20 protein-coding genes are annotated in these 17,611 nt (G+C 68.1%); 10 read left to right on the top strand and 10 right to left on the bottom strand.

All coding sequences use genetic code 11. The annotated features are described in order from the left end of the window. The first annotated feature begins 30 nt into the window (after positions 1 to 30). Positions 31 to 2,070, top strand: a complete 2,040-nt coding sequence (locus ACN27G_RS27545; RefSeq protein WP_421495638.1) for a hypothetical protein — start codon at positions 31 to 33, stop codon at positions 2,068 to 2,070. A 77-nt stretch (positions 2,071 to 2,147) separates the two neighbouring features. Here ACN27G_RS27545 and ACN27G_RS27550 read toward each other — a convergent pair whose 3' ends face one another. Beyond that, complete coding sequence (locus ACN27G_RS27550; protein ID WP_421495639.1) at positions 2,148 to 2,408, bottom strand: hypothetical protein; 261 nt, start codon at positions 2,406 to 2,408, stop codon at positions 2,148 to 2,150. 166 nt (positions 2,409 to 2,574) lie between these two features. On the opposite strand from ACN27G_RS27550, the gene ACN27G_RS27555 reads away from it, so the two are divergent. From ACN27G_RS27555 to ACN27G_RS27570, 4 genes are all read left to right on the top strand, one after another. Beyond that, positions 2,575 to 3,354, top strand: a complete 780-nt coding sequence (locus tag ACN27G_RS27555) for a helix-turn-helix domain-containing protein (RefSeq protein ID WP_421495640.1) — start codon at positions 2,575 to 2,577, stop codon at positions 3,352 to 3,354. Next, positions 3,351 to 3,719, top strand: coding sequence for a hypothetical protein (locus ACN27G_RS27560; RefSeq protein WP_421495641.1), 369 nt, complete (start codon positions 3,351 to 3,353; stop codon positions 3,717 to 3,719). Before ACN27G_RS27555 ends, ACN27G_RS27560 begins: the two co-directional genes overlap by 4 nt. 88 nt (positions 3,720 to 3,807) lie before the next feature. Further along, positions 3,808 to 4,302 carry a hypothetical protein gene (locus ACN27G_RS27565; protein ID WP_421495642.1) on the top strand — a complete coding sequence of 165 codons (495 nt, stop codon included), beginning with the start codon at positions 3,808 to 3,810 and terminating at the stop codon, positions 4,300 to 4,302. Continuing rightward, positions 4,295 to 4,696: a hypothetical protein gene (locus ACN27G_RS27570; protein ID WP_421495643.1), complete on the top strand. Its 402-nt coding sequence runs from the start codon at positions 4,295 to 4,297 to the stop codon at positions 4,694 to 4,696. The genes ACN27G_RS27565 and ACN27G_RS27570 overlap by 8 nt, the downstream gene beginning before the upstream one ends. A 33-nt stretch (positions 4,697 to 4,729) precedes the next feature. Here the strand turns inward: ACN27G_RS27570 and ACN27G_RS27575 are convergent, their stop codons facing one another. After that, positions 4,730 to 5,278, bottom strand: coding sequence for a hypothetical protein (locus tag ACN27G_RS27575; protein ID WP_421495644.1), 549 nt, complete (start codon positions 5,276 to 5,278; stop codon positions 4,730 to 4,732). A gap of 386 nt (positions 5,279 to 5,664) precedes the next feature. Between ACN27G_RS27575 and ACN27G_RS27580 the strand changes: the two genes are divergently transcribed. After that, the gene (locus ACN27G_RS27580; protein ID WP_421495645.1) at positions 5,665 to 6,222 is read left to right on the top strand and encodes a GNAT family N-acetyltransferase; all 558 of its coding nucleotides are present in this window, start codon (positions 5,665 to 5,667) and stop codon (positions 6,220 to 6,222) included. Positions 6,223 to 6,239: 17 nt separating this feature from the next. Here ACN27G_RS27580 and istB read toward each other — a convergent pair whose 3' ends face one another. Then, the gene (gene istB / locus ACN27G_RS27585; RefSeq protein ID WP_123111745.1) at positions 6,240 to 7,010 is read right to left on the bottom strand and encodes an IS21-like element helper ATPase IstB; all 771 of its coding nucleotides are present in this window, start codon (positions 7,008 to 7,010) and stop codon (positions 6,240 to 6,242) included. Beyond that, positions 7,007 to 8,419 (bottom strand): IS21 family transposase, encoded by a 1,413-nt coding sequence (istA, locus tag ACN27G_RS27590; protein WP_421495646.1) that lies wholly within the window; start codon positions 8,417 to 8,419, stop codon positions 7,007 to 7,009. Before istA ends, istB begins: the two co-directional genes overlap by 4 nt. A gap of 305 nt (positions 8,420 to 8,724) precedes the next feature. Here istA and ACN27G_RS27595 point away from each other — a divergent pair, with 305 nt between their 5' ends. The 4 genes from ACN27G_RS27595 (at position 8,725) to ACN27G_RS27610 (ending at position 10,401) form a co-directional block, all read left to right on the top strand. Then, positions 8,725 to 8,940 (top strand): hypothetical protein, encoded by a 216-nt coding sequence (locus ACN27G_RS27595; protein ID WP_421495647.1) that lies wholly within the window; start codon positions 8,725 to 8,727, stop codon positions 8,938 to 8,940. 65 nt (positions 8,941 to 9,005) lie between these two features. Then, complete coding sequence (locus tag ACN27G_RS27600; protein WP_421495648.1) at positions 9,006 to 9,782, top strand: hypothetical protein; 777 nt, start codon at positions 9,006 to 9,008, stop codon at positions 9,780 to 9,782. 38 nt (positions 9,783 to 9,820) lie between these two features. Then, a complete protein-coding gene (locus tag ACN27G_RS27605; protein WP_421495649.1) occupies positions 9,821 to 10,099 on the top strand; it encodes a hypothetical protein in 279 nt (92 codons plus the stop codon). Then, complete coding sequence (locus ACN27G_RS27610; RefSeq protein WP_421495650.1) at positions 10,099 to 10,401, top strand: hypothetical protein; 303 nt, start codon at positions 10,099 to 10,101, stop codon at positions 10,399 to 10,401. Before ACN27G_RS27605 ends, ACN27G_RS27610 begins: the two co-directional genes overlap by 1 nt. Before the next feature lie 650 nt (positions 10,402 to 11,051). Here the strand turns inward: ACN27G_RS27610 and ACN27G_RS27615 are convergent. From ACN27G_RS27615 to ACN27G_RS27640, 6 genes are all read right to left on the bottom strand, one after another. Next, entirely contained in the window at positions 11,052 to 11,570 is a 519-nt protein-coding gene (locus tag ACN27G_RS27615) for a hypothetical protein (protein WP_421495651.1), read from the bottom strand. 359 nt (positions 11,571 to 11,929) lie between these two features. Continuing rightward, positions 11,930 to 15,019, bottom strand: coding sequence for a hypothetical protein (locus ACN27G_RS27620; protein ID WP_421495652.1), 3,090 nt, complete (start codon positions 15,017 to 15,019; stop codon positions 11,930 to 11,932). A 170-nt stretch (positions 15,020 to 15,189) separates the two neighbouring features. Next, positions 15,190 to 15,858 carry a hypothetical protein gene (locus tag ACN27G_RS27625; protein WP_421495653.1) on the bottom strand — a complete coding sequence of 223 codons (669 nt, stop codon included), beginning with the start codon at positions 15,856 to 15,858 and terminating at the stop codon, positions 15,190 to 15,192. Further along, a complete protein-coding gene (locus tag ACN27G_RS27630; protein WP_421495654.1) occupies positions 15,855 to 16,259 on the bottom strand; it encodes a hypothetical protein in 405 nt (134 codons plus the stop codon). The genes ACN27G_RS27625 and ACN27G_RS27630 overlap by 4 nt, the downstream gene beginning before the upstream one ends. Continuing rightward, on the bottom strand, positions 16,246 to 16,683 hold the full coding sequence (locus ACN27G_RS27635; RefSeq protein ID WP_421495655.1) for a helix-turn-helix domain-containing protein: 438 nt from the start codon (positions 16,681 to 16,683) through the stop codon (positions 16,246 to 16,248). Before ACN27G_RS27635 ends, ACN27G_RS27630 begins: the two co-directional genes overlap by 14 nt. Beyond that, a complete protein-coding gene (locus ACN27G_RS27640) occupies positions 16,680 to 17,441 on the bottom strand; it encodes a hypothetical protein (protein ID WP_421495656.1) in 762 nt (253 codons plus the stop codon). The genes ACN27G_RS27635 and ACN27G_RS27640 overlap by 4 nt, the downstream gene beginning before the upstream one ends. Between the last annotated feature and the right edge of the window lie 170 nt (positions 17,442 to 17,611).

Raw genomic sequence — 17,611 nt, forward strand, 5'->3', positions numbered from 1 at the left:
CAAGGAACAACAGGTAGAGGAGGTAGGAGCGTGGTGGACGGTCGGGGATCGTGGGGGAACCTCGCGGGTGGCGTCATCGCCACCGTCGGGCCGCTGGTCGCGGCCGGACTCGGGCAGGCGGTCGACGTGCCGACGTGGGCGCCCGCGATCCCCGCCGTCGGGGTGGTGACCGGCATGGCGGTTCGGGACTGGGTGACGTCTCGGCCGTGGTCGGAGCGGGCGTTCCGGCTCGCCGCCGGGGTCGCGGCCGGAGGGTGGGCGGTCTGGTCGACGATCACCGGCCCGTGGAACCTGGCGAACCTAGTCGTTGGCGGCTCCGTCGCTGCAGCCGGCTGGCTCGTCGCTCCAGCGTTCGCTCCCGAGGATGCGTCACAGCCGGCGAACGCCACCCAGCGCGACAAGCTGCCGGAACCGGCCGGTCGGTGCGCGTACTGGAAGGCGCTTATTGAGAAGATCTGCCGCGTTCAGCCCGTCACGGTCGCCGATTTCGGCGACTGGCCGAACGGGGCCGGATTCACACTCGGTGTCGAGTTCGCTCCTGGCTCGGGGGACACCTGGACGGCCCTTCGCGACAACGCGACACGCCTGGCGAGCTCCGTTCATCCACGCCTGCCGAAGGGTTGCATGATCTCGGCCGTTGAGGGCGACTTGCAGGGCACGGCCGTCGTCCGGATTCCGACCGTGTACGCGCTGGCTAAGGACGTGCCGCTGCCCGATGACACCGACCGGCTGTCGATTTGGGGCGATCTGCCGATCCGCCTCAACGAGGACACCACCACGGCGGTCGTCAACCTCCGGCAGGCATCCGGTCTGATCGCCGGCCAGCGCGGCGGTGGAAAGACGAACCTGCTCAAGGTGCTGATCGGACAGCTCCTCCGCTGCCAGGACAACGTCACCTGGGTCGCCGACCTGAACGGCGGCGGACTCGCGGTTCCATTCATGCTGCCGTACGCCGAAGGGGAGGTGACCACGCCGCCGATCGATTGGGTGGCCTCCACTGCTGAGGAGGTCGTGCTGATGGCCCGGGTCGCCGCTGCCATCGCCGCCGATCGTAAGGCCAGGTACGCGGGGCTGACCGCCCGTTCCGGCGGTGACCTGCTTCCGGTGACCCGTGACCTGCCGCAGATCACCATCGTGGTCGACGAGACGGCCGAGGTCGACGACGACCCCGCGGCCCGGGCGGCGATGGACGCGCTGCGGAAGGTGCAGCGGATCGGCCGCGCCGAGGCCGTCAACGTGATCTTCTCGGCGTTGCGGGCGACCCAGGACACCATTCCGGTATCGCTGCGGAAGCAGTCCAGCCTCAAGTTGTGCGGCCCGGTCGAGGATGACACCGAGTTGGAGTACATGTTGCCGGGCGCCCGGGTACGCAGCGCCGACCTGGTGCACCCCGGCACGTTCTTCCTCCGGCGCGGCGACCAGGGCGCGGCGGTGCGGCAGATCAAGGTGTACCGGACTCTGCCGGACAAGATCCGGCGGTTGGTGCTGGCGACCGACGGGCACCGCGCCCAGGTCGACCGGGCGGGCCAGCAGGTTGGCGCCGGGATTTACGGCGAGCGGTTGCAGCGGTTGCAGCACTGGCTGGACCGGCTTGCCGGCCGGCCAACCTCAGCCTCCGTGCCGGTGGCGCCACCCGACCCGAATCCTCCCGTCGTGCCGGCCGCTGGTGCCCGCCCGTCGACTGGGCGCCACGCCGTTTCCGAGGAGGCACCGCCGCTGACGGCCGCCGAGCGGGACGAGCGCCGTCGTCGGGCCCGGGAAGGGCTCCGGCGGATGGCACACCGGCAGCAGTTCCGGGAGATGGAGCCTGAGCAACTCGGCAGCATCTTCAACGAACTGGTCGCCGACCTCCGTCCGGCCGCCGAGCAGGACGGCGCGAGTTGGCGGCCGGAACTGCTGATCGAGCTGGCTCGGGACGCCGGACCGGAAGGCATCGGACCGACCGAGATGCAGCGGATCCTCGGCACCCGAGGCGTCACGGTCAGCATGAAGACGATCAATAAGTGGGTGGGCAAGCTCGCCGACGAGGGCAGGCTGCGGAAGCTCGACGGCGGACGGTACACCACCTAACCAGCACACACGAAGAGGCACACGCGAAGAGAGGCCCGGACCATTGCCACGGTCCGGGCCTCTCAACGTATCTGGGGTCAGAACGAGTCGTTGCCGTCATGCACCCGGGCGCGGGCGGTCGCAGCCAGCCGGGACGTGGACGCCTCCTCGGCGGCGGCGCGCTCGACGACGGCGAGGGTCTCTGCCCACGTTGCGCCTCGACCGATCGCCACCTGCACAGCGGTGGCCAGCTTGCGCAGACCCTCTGCGTGCGACTCCTTCGACCGGGCGAGCCGGCCCGGGTCGGCGAGCGCCTCGGCGACGTCGGCCTCACGCGGGCGCGGCGTTTCGATCGTCATCACGCGCTCCACTGTCCCACACGCCCCGCGCAGCGTGCTACCGCCGAAGCGGCACGTACCTGCTGCGTACGGCGCAACGGCGATCTTCAGGCTGGACGACTAGCTGCCGCCGCTTCCTCGCCGGAACCTCTCGTGCAGCCAGCGTCACCGACGCTACGATCCGAGCATGGCTGACCTCGAAGCGCGATGGTTCGGTTCTCTCGACAACGCCTTCGCGAAGCTGCTACGAGAGGCACGCAGTCGGGCTGGGCTACGACAGGAAGACGTAGCTCGCCTCGCAGACGTCTCCCTGCGAAGGATCAGCCAGTGGGAAAATGGCGACTTCGACAACCCAAAGTCAGATGACGTGCGAGCTGTCTGCATCGCCCTTCGGATCTCACCGATCCAAGCCGCGATCGCCCTCGGCCTTCTCAACAGATCATCCAACCCCCTTGCCGTGGAGGCGTCCCGCAGTAGTCGGGCCGTCGCCGCCAGCATCCGCAACGCTCGCGTCAGGAAGGGATGGACGCAGCGGTTGTTGGCAGACCGGACCGGGCTTCCGGTTGCCCGAATCGACGAAATCGAATCCAGCTTCGGGAGCTACGCCGAGCCAGACGAAGTCCGGCCCCTTTACGACGCGTTGGGGATCCCCCGCTTACAGCTCGTCGCCGCTGGGTACGGCGATGACCTCGGCCTGACACCGACTGTCGATGAGATCATGCGGATGCTGAGGGCGCGAGATATCCCCGACGAGGCCAAACAGGCGTTCGTTGATTACCTACGCCACCTGCGGGAGTCGACCACGTCAACCACTGTCCAGACCGCGTCGCAGCGGTTCTGTGCGGCGATCGGCAAACCTCACCGACTACTCAGCCCGGAGGAGAAGGCGGACTGGATGCGGCTTCAGGATGAGGTAGATAGCCAGCCACATTCTCGACGCTCGGACCCCCGACGCGACGTCGCATGAGTCAACGCATCCTCCGGGTGCTTGACGCATCCGCCCTGATCGCGTTCTTCCAAGCCCACCCGAAGATGACCGACCTTCTCGACGATGCCGAGTCCGGCAGGCTCGGCCTGATCGTCCCTGTCGCGGCGATGGCCGTCGCGCAAGCCGAGATTGATCACACTTCGGATGGCTGGTCCGCTCTGCTGCTGTGCCCCGGCGTGGACACCATCGGGATGGGCCAGCAGTGCGCGATCGACGTCGGAGCTTGGCCTGGCGATCTTTCCACGAGACACACCGTCTACGAGGCGCACGCACTGAACGCCGTGATCGTTACACGTGACCCTGGTCTCTACAAGGGCTACGAAGTCCGGCTGCTGGTCTTCTGACCTGGCCCCGCGCGGGCGCCGCTCGTTCGGCTCGTTCCGAGCACGGCTGCCGTGCTCCCGTTTGCACCGATCACCAACCATGACCCGCATGGACGTACTCGCAGGATTGCTGGGCGCGGCTATCGGTGGACTGCTGGTTCTCGCCGGCGACTTCGTCCGCCGTCGCGCGGAGTCTCGACGTGATCAAGTTAGGGCGCTTGCCGAGGTGGCTATCGCGTTCTCAGTTCAGTACGGGCGACATGTCGGCAACCTCCGGGAGGCGCTCCGCGGCGGGGTGGCCGCCTCTGGGCACCCCACGCCCTTTTCGGACCGCTATGAGGCTTCAACGAGGTTTTTCATGACGCCGGGCAGTGAGGAGTTAAGGGATGCCGCAGTGACGCTGATCCATGAATACCAGCGGCTGGATGCTAGGTCGCCAGCGAAGGCGACTACCGATACGGATTTCGGCCCATTCTCGGGCGCTCAAAAGATCTTTGAGGCCCAAGTGAGAGAGATTGTCGCAAGGGGGCATGTAATGTCCCGGCGGCGGCTACGCCCGTCGCCTGCCTCGGGCGGCAAAGTGTTAGAGATTCACGATGGCTGACCCTCACATCTATCGGCCGATGCAGCCAGATCGACTTCGCCTGGGCATGCCGTACCACCGCAACAACCGGTCCTGGCTGAAGTCGGTCTTGGGCGACCGGATCCAGCCAACGTGGGTCAAGAACCCTGGCTACTGGACTTTGGCCCGGAGCCACTTCACGCCGTTGGTCGACGCGCTCCTTGAGCGGTTCGGGGTCGTATTCGCGTCGGTGGAGTTCTCGACCACGCAAAAGTGCGACACGCGCTGTCGGGAGGCGCTGGGCGACGACTGCGAGTGTTCGTGCTTGGGCGAGCGTCACGGCGGTGGTCTGTGGGGTGACGGCTGGGTTCAGGTGGGGGAGACGACGCTTCTTCATTCGGACCGGCAGGTGCGGCACATGCGGTTGACTCGCTGACCACGGCGAGTCCGGCTAACCCCCGGGGGCCGGTCAGACCCATCTCGCTTGCGCTTTCGGTCGCAGGCTGCGAGGGACCTCGACAGATACCAGTGGCTTCCACTCGGCCTTGCCAACCTTGGCGATGCAGCGCAGCGTCACCTGATCGCCGTGTACGTGCTTGCCGGCGGCAGCGACCCGCCACATGACGGTGTCCCCGATCGCCAGGCCGGGCCGGTTGTCGTCGTCCGTCGCCACATGCCGCCGCTGGGCCTCTTCCGGCTGCGGTTCCCTGTTGCGGTCAGAGACGTAGATCAGCTCCTTGTCGAGGATGTCGACGGTTAGGTCGTCGAGGTCGTTGGGTCCGTCGAGCCGGACGGCGAGCCGGTGCCATTTCCCGCCGTTGACCGGTTCGATCTCGGCGGTGAACGTGGGGGTCTGCTGTTGGTGAACGGCGCGTTCGGCGGCTTTGGCGGACCGGTGTGCGGCACGCCAGGCGAGGACAGATATGACGAGGGCGGAGGCGGCGACGACGACGCCTACCCACGCAGCCCATGCGGTGAGGGTCGCGGTGAGGGTCGCGGTGAGGGGTTCAGGTTCCACGGCGGTTGATGTTCGCCGTCTGGTGGGTAGCGTGGCCAGGGTGTGTCGCCGATCTGACGCGCGAAGGGGGGGCGGTGGTGGGTGCGGAACGGTCGAAGCCTCCGCACGTGTTGAAGCCCGGGGTGACGGTGGTTCCGACCCGGCATGTGGGCCCGTACAAGGCGGCGATGCGTGGCCGGTGGACCCTGTACGTGGCGGCGTCCCGGTCTGGGGAGCGGGATCGGCGGGCCGGGCTGGTGGTGGAGGATCGGGAGGAGTGTCGGCGTACGAGTTTGTGTCCCCAGGTAGGTACGGATGAACGTGGCCAGGCTGTCCGGGGAGGTCAATCGGGCTGGGGCGGGGTCAGCGGGGACTCCCGGGGGCGGCTTGTGGCGTAGCTTGGTTCGGTGCCGTTGACCTACCCTGCTGTTGATCTTGTTGATGGGGCTGTTCGTCTTCGTCGATGGCGGGAGGATGATCTGGACTGTGTTCGAGTCGCGGCCCAGGATCCGCGAATTGTCGAGGCCACGACGGTTCCGGGAGTGTTCTCGGTCGATGCGGGACAGGCGTTCATCGCTCGGCAGTGGAGTCGAGTCGGCAGCGGTGAGGGCGTCTCGCTTGCGATTGCTGATGCGGTGACTGATCAAGCGCTCGGTTCGGTCGTGCTCATGCTTCGGCCGCAGCCGGAGGTGGCTGGTCTCGGCTACTGGCTTATCCCGTCGGCGCGAGGACGAGGAATCACCACTCGTGCGGTGAGGATGGCGTCGTCGTGGGCGTTGGACGTCGCGGGCATGGAGCGGGTGGAGGCGTGGGTGGAGCCGGACAACGAGGCGTCCCGGCGGGTTCTCACCGCTGCCGGCTTCGAGCAGGAGGGTGTGCTGCGCAGCTTCCTGTCGTTTCCCGGCCGTCGCGCTGACGCGGTGGTCCTTTCCAGGATCCGAGGCCCTCGTCCTCGAAAAGTGTGACCGTGGCCTGGCCGGGCTCAGGCGACGTTGGCTTGGCCGTCGATGGCGGTGAGGCGGTTCTTGAGCCGGTAGCTGGGTCCGTTGATCGCGACGACGTCGCAGTGGTGCAGGAGCCGGTCGAGGATGGCGGTAGCGAGGACTTCGTCGCCGAAGACCTGGCCCCATTCGCCGAAGCTCTTGTTCGAGGTGAGCAGCGTGGAGCCCTTCTCGTAGCGCTTCGAGATCACTTGGAAGACAAGGTTGGCCTGGGCCCGTTCGAGGGGCTGGTAGCCGACCTCATCGATGACCAGGACATTGGGGCGTAGGTAGGTGTGCAGCTTGCGGGCCAGCCGTCCGATGTCATCGGCGGCCGTGAGGTGACGGACCATGTCGTCGAGGCTGGTGAAGTAGACGGTGAACCCGGCTCGGCAGGCAGCGACGGCCAGGGCGACGGCGATGTGGGTCTTGCCGACGCCGGGCGGACCGAGGAGGGCGACGTTGGCTTTGGCCTGCACGAACGCGAGGGTGGCCAGGTCCCGGATCTTGCGCGGGTCCAGCTCGGGTTGGAACGCGAAGTCGTATTCGTCGAGGGTCTTGTGATGCGGCAGCTTCGACAGGCGTAACGCTGAGCGGAAGCGACGCTCGTCGCGGACGGCTTGTTCTTCTTCGAGGACCAGGTCGAGGAAGTCCAGGTAGCCCATGGCCTCGGTGTCGGCGCGGGCCGTGAGGTCCGCCAGGGTGCGGGCCAGGTGCGGCAGGCCGAGGCGGGTGGCGGTGGCCCGGATGCGGTCGGCGACGAGGTCACTCACGAGCTGGTGCCCTTCGGGTAGGTGCGTGTGCTGGTGAAGGGGCTGGTGCCGGCGATCTGGTCATAGACCGACAGCGGTCGGCGGTCGACGGTGACGTGGGCGGCGGCGGCCCGGTTCAGCAGCGCCTGCAGCGGACCGCCGCCGGGTGCCGGTCGGGTGCGTGGGGGTGGGGTGTCGCCGGTCGTGGTCGACCGGCTGTGTCCGTCGGGCAGACCGTCCCAGTGGGCGGGGTCGACGATCCGGGCGCCGCGTCCGACCGCCCTCGGGTGGCTGGCCAGCAGGGTCTGGCCGTACTGGTCGGCGATGGTGGCGTGGATGGTGATGGTCGCGGCGGTGGCGCGGACCTCGACCAGCTGTCGGTGCCGGACCCGGCGGGCAGGGACGGAGTAGAGGTTCGCGTCGTAGGCGATCAGGCAGTCCTTGCCGACATGCCGCAGATGCCTCGCGGCGACCACATACGGCCGCGCCGGCAGGGACCGCAGGGCGGCGTGGTCACGGGCGGCGCGGACGCCGATGACCTCGCCGTGAGTGCGGTGGGTTCGGGCCCGGCGCATCGGCACCCACGCCTGGAATGCGGCGTCCAGGTCGGCCAGCGACGAGAAGCCCCGCCCGGCCAGGACGTGGTCGCGGACGATGGTGACCTGCCGCTCGACCCGGCCCTTGCCAGTGGGTCGGTAGGCGGCCAGGACGTCGATGTCGAAATCGTAGTGCCCGGCGAACGCGACCGCCTCCGGGTGCAGTGGCACCGCCTGCCCGGGGGCGACGTGCCGGCGCACCACCGTTTTCGTCCGGTCGTAGACGATCGACTTGGGCACCCCGCCGAAGTGGGCGAACGCCCGCCGGTGACACTCCCAGAACGCTGACAGGTCCTGACTGGTGGTGAAGCAGCAGAACGGGTCTCGCGAATACGACAGCACCATGTGGAACGAGTAGACCTTGGCGATCCCGACGTGGGCCAGGATTCCGCCTTCGTCGCCCCAGTCGACCTGCGCCTGCGCACCCGGCACGACCTCGAACCGGCGGTGCAACCCGGCCAGCTCGTCCGGGCCGATGCCCAACTCCGCCGCGATCCGCGGCCGGGCCTCCTGCAGATAGAGCTTCACACGTTGGTAGTTGCCGGTGAACCCGTACTGCTCGACCAGCCGCTCATGGATCACCGTGCCCTTGAGCAGCAGTTCCGCCCGCAGCCACGCGTCGATCACGTGCGCGAACGGGCTCAACACCGACGCCCGGGCGTCCCGACGCGGTGACCGCTGCGGCGGCGCCGCCGCGGCCTCGCCGGCCAGGTACTTCCGCACCGTCTTGCGATCCAGCCCGGTCTCCCGAGCGATTTGCGACAGGCTCAGCCCCGCCTCATGCAGCGCACGGTACCGGCGCAGCTCCAGCCACCGCTCCGACCGCAGAACCATCGCCGCCCTCCGCCCAGCTCATACCGGGCGAAGTCTTACTCATCGGACACCCCACCGGCCCGTCGCCACGCCGCGACCTGGCCACGTTCATCCGTACCTACCTGGGGAAACCAACCCGTACACCGACAAGGAGGGGTGAGTGGTGGCGAGGATGCCGGGCCGGTATGCCCGCCCGTGGTGCCCGCACTGCCGTGCACCTGCCAGCCCGGACTGCCCGGATCGGTCCATCTCGCCTCGGCAGGTGCGGCGCCGGCTGGGACGGGAGTTGCGGCGGGAGGCCGCCGACGGGATGCGAGGGTGGCGTGATGGTGGAGGCGTCTGCTGTTGAGGCCCGGCTGCGGGAGATCGTCGGGGATCCGTCGTGGCCCGGCTGGTTCCGGGCTGAGGTGAAGTCATGGGGTGCTGAGGGGTTGGAGCCGGCGTCGCTGGCCGACGGCGACATCCGGGAGGCGCTGCGGGCGCGGATGTTGACCCGGCCGAAGCCCGGCGGTCCGCCGATGACGCGTGAGGGCATCGGTTGAGCGCCGTGTCATTGAGCCGATAAACAGGAGACGGCTTCATCGGGCAGCGGCTACGTTGGCCGATCATGGACGATCGTGAGAAAGAGTTCTTCAACCAGCTCCTTCAACTCTTGACTCAGATCGACCCATGGCTTACCCGCATCGACCCGGACTCGCCACGGGCCACCGTCGCCCCCGGCAGCCCGTTAAGTACCGACAACCACCGAACTGACCCATACCAGACCAGCTATGCCACCTGGCACTCCATCAGCCACGCTGTCGACTGCCTGCACATGCTGCGGACAACCCTCAGGACCGGCATGCTGCACATGTACGCCCCGTATTCGCTGGTTCGCGGGGCGATGGAGAACGCCAGCACCGCAGTCTGGCTACTCGCTCCGGCCTCACGTTCGGAACGCGTGTTGCGGCGCCTTCGCCTTGCGGCGGTCGACATCCACAACGGCGAGAAGATCAAAAACTTGATCGGCTCTGTCGGTCCCCGGTCGCCCGAGGAGCGACGGGAGCAGATTCGAGATCTTGCCCAGCGTTCCAGTCTCGATCCGAAGCGGGCGCTCAACCGTCCCGGCTACGGCGAGATCGTGGCATCGGCGGGTGGGCACGCGCCGATGGGCGAAACGATCGCAAGCCTCATCTGGGGCATATGCAGCGCCGTGGCGCACGGAGACTTCTGGTCAACCGTTGCGGTGGCGGCGCACGACGAACTGCCAGGGGCTCCGGCTGGCATCGCTCATCTGCGGGTGACAGTCAACGTGGAGCGGTTGTTCTTCTCAACGTTCTTTGCCCTGAAGATGACCGAGCACGCATGGCGGTTGTTCGACGAGCGGTCCCGAAGCCCCTACTAACCTCCTGACCTGCCGTTTACGTCGTGTACGCTGGTCGGGTGGACGAACAGTACCGGTTCGACGACACCAGCTACGCCAACCTGGCGGCAGCGGGCATCGACTGGCGCGACGCGATCCACGTCCTCAGAAACGCCCACCGGCGTATCCGCCACCACACCGGATCCGTACTGAGGGTCGCCGCACCCGACCGCGACGGGCGTTGGCTCGCCCTCGCCCTGATCGAGGAAACCGACGACGCCTACCTGCTGGTCGGCGGTCGGCATCTCGACCGGGAAGAGATCGACGCCATCCGCAAGATGTTCGAAGGGGGATCCTGATGGCCAGCCGCGATGACGCGCTCCGAGCGTTGGAAGACCGGGACTGGAGCGGCGCCGAGGTTGACACCTCACCCTCCCGGCCGGCGATGGTGGTGCAGTCGATCCGCCTGCCTGAGGATCTGGCCCGCTGGGTGGAGGATGAGGCGGCCCGGCAGGGCACGAACCCGTCCGTGGTGATTCGTGGCCTGGTGGAGCGGGCGGCCCGGCCGGCGGGCCGGACTGATGTGGTGACGGTGCGGCGGACCGAGTTGGAGTTGGCGTTGCATCAGGCTGTGGAGCGGGCGATCGAGCCGGCGGCGTGACCGGTGTCGGTCGAACCTGAGGTTGAGCTTCCCAACCCCGACGCCGTCTATCTGTTTCGCGGTCGCAGGAAAAGTGCCGCGAAGATCGCAGCGAGAATACCTGCGGTGGGCGGAAACCCCGCTGGCGCGCCGTAGCTGTGGAGCGCCAGCCCCACACCCAGCCCGACAAGAACGCTGGCACTGACTCGGTTCGCATCCACGGTCGGCAGTCTGCCAGCCTCTTGGCAGCCCAACGGGTCGCCGAGTCAGAAGTCGGACATCCGATCCTGGCATGACGTCGGGTGGCTCCGCCCGAGGGCAGTAGGTGCCCGGATGCGACACGCCGCGCATGCGATGTGGAGTCGCTTCGTACATTGATCCATGTGGCAGAAAGCTTGGAAGCCCTACGGCAACTCAACGACGACGAGATCGTCCGTCGCCATGACTCGCACGCGAGAAACACGGTCGTGGGCACGCGGCACTACCTCGATGAGCTGGACCGACGCTCGCGAGAGCGGTCAGCCGTGGCCTCGGAGAAGTTGGGTCGAGAGGCGGTAGGACTCGCACGCCGGACCTACTGGCTGACTTGGACGAATACTCTCCTCGCGTTGGTGGCCGTAGTCGTCGCGCTGCTGGCGCTACTGTTCGGCTGACGACGGTGCGACACACGGTCACGGTCCGTCGGGGATCGTGCCGATCGCGTCGCCCGACTCGTCTGGCCAGGTGGCTTCGATCCGCTGCTTGAGCATGCTACGGGCGTTCATGAATCTGATCGGTCGCCAGATGCTCGGGTTGAAGACCTCAGCTGCCGGCTCCGCCAGCCCGACGATGATGTCCGCCTTGCGGTTGCGGCGGCGGCCGGACAGCGTCACTCCTCGCAGGCAGGTGATGTAGTCGATGGTGTCCGTCATCAGCCGCCCATACGTGGCGGCGTAGCGTCCCATCTGGTCGAACATCCGTTGTACCCACTCCACCATCTGCTCGTACTGCCGCTGCTGTTCGGTGTGGAAGTTCTCCCGGACCTCTCGCCCAGCGTCCTTCGGTAGCTCGCCGACGACGAATCGGGCGGCTTGGGCCAGGGTGACGATCTCGCCGAGGAATTCGCGTCGCGCACGAAAGGTGTTCATGAACTGCTCTTTTCGGCGTTCCAGGTATGGCCGCAGGAGAAGTTCAATGGCCAGGGTGACCACGACGGCGGTGAGGGCTGCATCCCAGTTTGATTCTCACTCCCGGCAGTGTGACGAGACGTCGCAACTCGCCAAGCCGCCCAACGACGTAGGAAAGCCGCTGACCGGCGTCAACAACCAGCCCGTCTACCGGTTGCGCACACGACCGAAGGGCCGGCAGGGGGTACGCGTACAAGCCCCCCGCCGGCCCTTCACCCTCGCACCCCCGAGCTATACGCCGACGTCTACCGCCTCCGCCTAGCCGCCCATATGCCGCCAGATACAACGGCAGCGACCGGTAGCAGGCAGCAGGTCGAGAGGATGACCAGGTGCCACGGCTCGAATGCTCCCATGCCGGGTGACGCTACCTACGATGCGCAACCTCAGGCTCTGGCGAGGAGGTCGGCGTCGCGTCCGGTGATGTAGCCGACGGTTCGGCCGTCGAGTTGCACGGTCACGCCGATCATCGCGGCGCGGACAGCCTGCGTGAGCACCAGCGGATCCAGGACGGGCGCGGGATCCTTCGGCGGCGTGTACGCGGCGGCGCGCATGCCGGCGAGGAACGCGGCCGGCAGGCTGCCGTGCGGGACGACCTCGTGGTCGTACCACTCCATCGCCCGCCGGCCGATCGACAGCGACCGGTCCCGATTCCCGAGCCGGGGAATGAACGCCTCCCCGCCCGTCTCCGCCTCCGCAAACGCGTACCGGCGGGTCGTCGCGGCGGCGTAGACATCCGCCTCCCGCAGCAGCCCCGTCTGCGCCCGCTCGGTGATCCCGCCCCAGCGGCGCACCGACGTCGCCTCGGACTGCTTGTAGTAGGTGTGGACGTACACGTTCGCGGTCTTGCCGTTGAGACTGCTCAGCGTGTTCCGGATCGTCCGCAGCGACGCTTCCGCGCCGGCCGTTCTAGCCGTGACCGTGGTGCCGATACTCTCCGGCATCCTGGTGTAGGCGCCGATCAGCGTTTCGATCTGCGCCTTCGTCAACCCCGCCTGCGTCAGGGTGCGGCGTAGCTGGCCGATGTAGCCGTTGTAGACCTCGTTCGCGGCCTTGATGCTGCCGGTTTCTTCATACTTCTTCTGCGCAGCGTTGGCGGCGGCGGCGGCCATCTCACCGACCCGGATCCGGTTTTCCAGCGCGGCAGTGGAGTTGCCCGTGATGGCCTTGCCGTTCTCCTTGAACGACTCCTTCACCGCTTCCAACGCCTCGTTCGCGGCCAACATCGCTTCATCGGTCGACAGCATCTCCCCGTTGAGCTGCTTCCACGCCTGCGTGTAGCCGCCGACGATCCGGATCGCGTCTTCCATCGACCCGTTCAAAATCTGCTGCTCGGCGGTGACGCCGTGCGCCCGAGCCTGTGCCTCCTCAAGCCACGCCGCTGTCTCCGGCAACAACTTGTTGAACTCGGCGATCGTCATACCCGACTCGGCAAACAGCTTCCGGAACACCTCAGACACACCATTGACGTCCCCGGTCGTCTCCCCGATGTTCCGAAGCTGCTCGTCGACCTCACGGAAGCGTTGCGCCGCCCCCGTGAACGAACCGTCCTGAAATTCCTCGTTGAGAACCTTCAACGGCGGAAGGATCGCTTCCAGACTGCGACCGATCTTCGGCAACCACCCATCCCCGGCGGCGTGCGCTTCCTTCCCAAGCTGGTTGAGATCCTGACCGAACAGACGGGTCAGTTCACCGGACAACTCGCCGGTCTGGGTGAACTTGGTCAAGGAACGATTCAGCGCCTCAACCTTGGTTGCGGAGTCGTCGAACTGGTCGAACACGACCCCGGCGACCTGCAACGCGAGCAGGGCACCTCCGACCTTGCCTGCGGCGCTCGCCACCGATCGAAGACCACGGCTGGCGCGCTGCCCGGCCGGCCCCATCCTGTCCAGCCGGTCTGTTGCCGTGCCGACCGCCACACCCATCGTGGTGGCGGCACCCCGAAGCTTCCCGACCACGATCAGCAACGCGGCCAACACCAGCACCGTCGACTGGACCGGACCCGGCAGGGCCGCGAACGCCTGCACCAGCCCGGACACCACCTGCGCGGCGACGCCCAGGATGTCGAAGAACGCGACCACCGCGTCCCGGGTGGCCGGGTCGGCCAGGGTCTCCCCGAGCGTCTCGCCGAGGATGACAAGCACGTCGACCAGGCCACGCACGGCCGCGTTGCCGGTCGCGATCACACCCTCCACGGAACGCATGTTGTGCGCCTCGTCGTTGAACCGTTCGAGGGCGTCGGCCATGTCCCGCAGCGTGTCCCCGCCGTACGGCAGCCCACCGATCCGACCAACCAGCACCAGCACCTCTTTACCGATGTCGAGCAGGGCGTCGGCCTGCTCGGCGGCGTCGGAGAAGAAGCGGGTCAGGTCACCGCTGCCGGCGGCGTCGTCGATCCACGCGTTGAAGTCGTCGACATACGACAGCAGCGAGCCGCCGAACCGGTCCACGTACGGCTGCGACGTCCGGAACAGTTGACTCAACGCTCGTGCGGTGGTCGGGATCCGCAGGTTGACCCCGTCGAAGAACCGGTCCGCGCTGTCGAACGCCGCATCCAGACCGGCCAGAAACTGCTGGTCCTGGCCGACGCGGGAGAGTTGCCGGAACGTCTGGTTCCACGTCGTCCCGAACCGGACGACCTGCCGCTCCGCGAACGGCAGCACCGTCCCCGCCAGGGCGGTCACCTCGGCGTCCAGGCCGGCGAACACCTGATCCTGCGCCACCCGCCGCAACCCCAGCAGCGCGTTCCGCTGCCCGGCGATCACATCGACCAGCTTCTGCCCGGACGCGGACAGGCGCGTGTACGGGTCGACACCGTCCGGGGTTTCGAAGATCTCCTCGATGCTGTCGCCGAGCCCGGCCGTCGCCAGCTTGAGAGTGCCGATCGACCCCGCCGCGCCGGCCGCCAGGCCGGGGATCGCACCCAGCCCGCCGCCGATCACGCCCAGCACAGGCGGGATTGTCTGCAACGCCGCCGCTGCGGCAGCCGCTGTGGTCGGGATCGCCGCCAGGCCGACGACGGAGGCGAGGGACGCCCGGCCGCCGATCTCTCCGACACCGCTCGCGGCGGCCCGCGCCGTCCGGGCGGCCTCACCCAGATCAACGTTGCGGATCGACCGGCCGGCCGCCTGCGCCGCCGCCGGCAGCCTACGGAATGTCGCCAGCGCGGCGGCGACGGTGCCGTTCACGGCGGCAAAGTCGTTCGCCAACTTTCGGGTCCGGTCGGCGAGAGCGGCCATGTCCTGCCGGGCCGACCGGACCGCCGCCCCCACGTCGACGAGCTGCCGGCGACCGTCCGCGAACCGGCGCAAATCCTGCTGCGCGCGAACCGATTCCCGGGCCAGGTTCCGCACCTCGACCTGAGCAGCCTTGGATTCGTCGCGAAACTTCCGGACCTGGTCGGCGCCGTCCCGCGTCCCGCGCCTGAACTGGCCGAGTTCGGCGATGAACTCGACGGCGACACGACGACGGGCCACGACTCAACTCCTCACCAGAACAACAAGCACGGCCGGCGGTGCCGCCACAGCGCAGGATCGATCACAGCAGCCGAAAGGAGGGAAAACCGCTCCTGATCCTTGGATTCCGCCCCCGACCCGGTACGGCAGGCCGGACGGTGACTTTGACGCCATCAGCGACACCACCCCGGTCAGCTACGAACGCTGTCCAACACCAGCCGCGCCACATCCGACACCGCCGGCAGCGCCCGGCCCGCCCGCTGCCTCACCTGCTCCGGCCGACCGTCAGCCGCGAGCTTGATCAGACTGTTCGCTTCCTTCACCAGCGCGTCCGCCTGGTCCAACGCCGCCTGCGTCCGGGTCCGGTTGTGGAACGTCCCACCACCGACCGAACGAACCACCGCAGGCTGAAACGAGGTGCCCTCCCAGTCGGCGAGCGCAGCGAGCAACTGATCCGTCTTCGCCTGCCTGACCGCCGCCGCCTCCCGCAGTTCGGCCGCCTGAGCCTTCAACGTGCCAGCCCGCGCCCGCAGCAGATCCCGCCGGGCCGGATCCACCTGCCCGCGTGCCGCGTCCGCAGCCTGAACGGCGAGACGCTGCTGTGTCTCCAGACTGGCGAGCCGTTCCGCCATCCCCGACAGGGCGGCCGTCACCGACTCCCACTCGGCGTCGTCGAGCAGATCCTCACCGGCCCGCGCCTGCCGCTCCACCAGCTCGGCAGCCAGCGCCTCCGCCTCACGCGCCTTGCCCGCCGCTTCCGACTCCCACCGGGCGAGAGCCGTCTCGGCCTGGGTCAGCGTCTCCGCCGCCTCGTCGACCGTCGGGATCTCTTCCTTACGCCGCCGCCGAACCGCGATCATCGGAGTTCCGTCAACTGGCGGCGGGCCGCGTCACGACGCAACGCGTCGGCGGTCGCGGTCATCATCCGCAGCGCCCCGTCGTGGCCGTACCGCCGCCGGTACTCCTGCGACTCCCGCAGCGCGTACCGGCCGGCTGCCTCCGGGCTCATACCGACCGCCTGAGCGGCGACGGTGACCGCCTCGACCGCAGCCGCCATCGGATCCCCGCCTCCGGTGGCCTGCCCGTCTTCCCGCAGCGGCCCGGACCACACCCGCCGCGCGTCGGTGACGTTCCCGTCGAAAGGTCGAGCGGCGGCCGACTCCGCCACCGCCCGGGGCAACCCCCACCGGGCGAACGTGTCCGCCATCCTGTCGAACGCCGCGCCCTGGCCCGCCCCGGCCTGATCGCTACTGCTGTTCATGCGCCGCTAGCCTCCTCGCCTCGACACTGTTCCGATCGATCCACCACGACCGGCCAACATGCCGCCCGTTGACCTGCCCCGACCGGGCCAACTGCCGAACCCGGTTCGGGCTCACCCCGAGCAGCTCAGCCGCCGTCACGGTGTCGATCTCCGTCGAAGTTGATCCTTCCGGGATTGCCGCCACCCGCTCTGCCGTACTGCCATCAACGGCAGACGACTCCCGCCAGTACGCGGCGGCGGCCCGGATCGCCTCATGCACCCGGCGAACCTCCACCACCCGGCCAGGATCCAGCCGGCCCAACGCCACAAGCTCGTCAAGTGTCTGCAACCGCTGAGGCAGCGCACCATCGAGAACCCACGCCAACACCACCGCCGGAAAACCCGCCACCTGGACACCCAGCAACGGTCGCCCCGGCGTGGTCATGACCCGCCACCTCGACCACCCGCCGCACCATCAGAGGACCCACCCGCAGCAGCCCGGAACTCGAACACCCTGCGACCCGCCGACGGATCCTCAACCACCACCGCCCGCAGAGCGTCCAGCCGAACCGTCAACTCCTGAATCCGCGCCTGGTCGGCGGCAGTCAGCTCGCCATCCTCAGCAAGCCGGCACAACGCGAACAACCGGTCCTGCAACCGCACGATCTCCACCGCCACCGACGCCCGCGCCAGCAGATCCGGAACCTCCGCACGCTGCCTGGTCTCCACCACCCGCCGGATCGCAGTCGTCTTCGGCAGATCCAACACCCGCCCAACCTCGGCGAAACTCAACCCGGCCAGCTTCAACGCCGCCGCCAAAATCCGATCATCAGCGCGCTTCCGCGACGACGGCGCCACCCGACGCTCCCACGGCTCCGGCTTACGCCGCCGAGGCTTACGCCGCTCCGGCAACACCGCCGACGGTGCATGCTCCGCGAACGCGTCCGCCGCCGCCTGCGGATCAGCGGCGATCGCGGCAACAACCGCCTCCTTCCACCCGAAGTACACGCGGTCATACCACTCCTGCCGCCAAGCAGCGCGCTGCTCCTTCGGCAGATCCGCCGGATACGGCGGCCGGTTCGGATACCAGCGAACGTCCGGAGGCCATGGCCGCAACTCCCGCCGCGACCGGCCCACAGCCTCAACCCGCCAGTACGTCCACCGCCCGTCATCGTCGGGATCCCGAACCGCATACCGACCCACCGGCACATGATCAGCTCGGCCCCGATCCCGGATCACCATGACCAACCCCCACCGGTCCGAAAACGTGCAAACCCATGGAACGCCAACACCACGCCGCCGGCCCGGAACCCGCGAGAGGCCATGGCAGACAAGCAGGCGTTGCCAACCCATGGAAGTAGGCCCGCCAGTGA

The organism is Plantactinospora sp. WMMB334 (assembly GCF_049179095.1).
GTDB lineage: Bacteria > Actinomycetota > Actinomycetes > Mycobacteriales > Micromonosporaceae > Plantactinospora.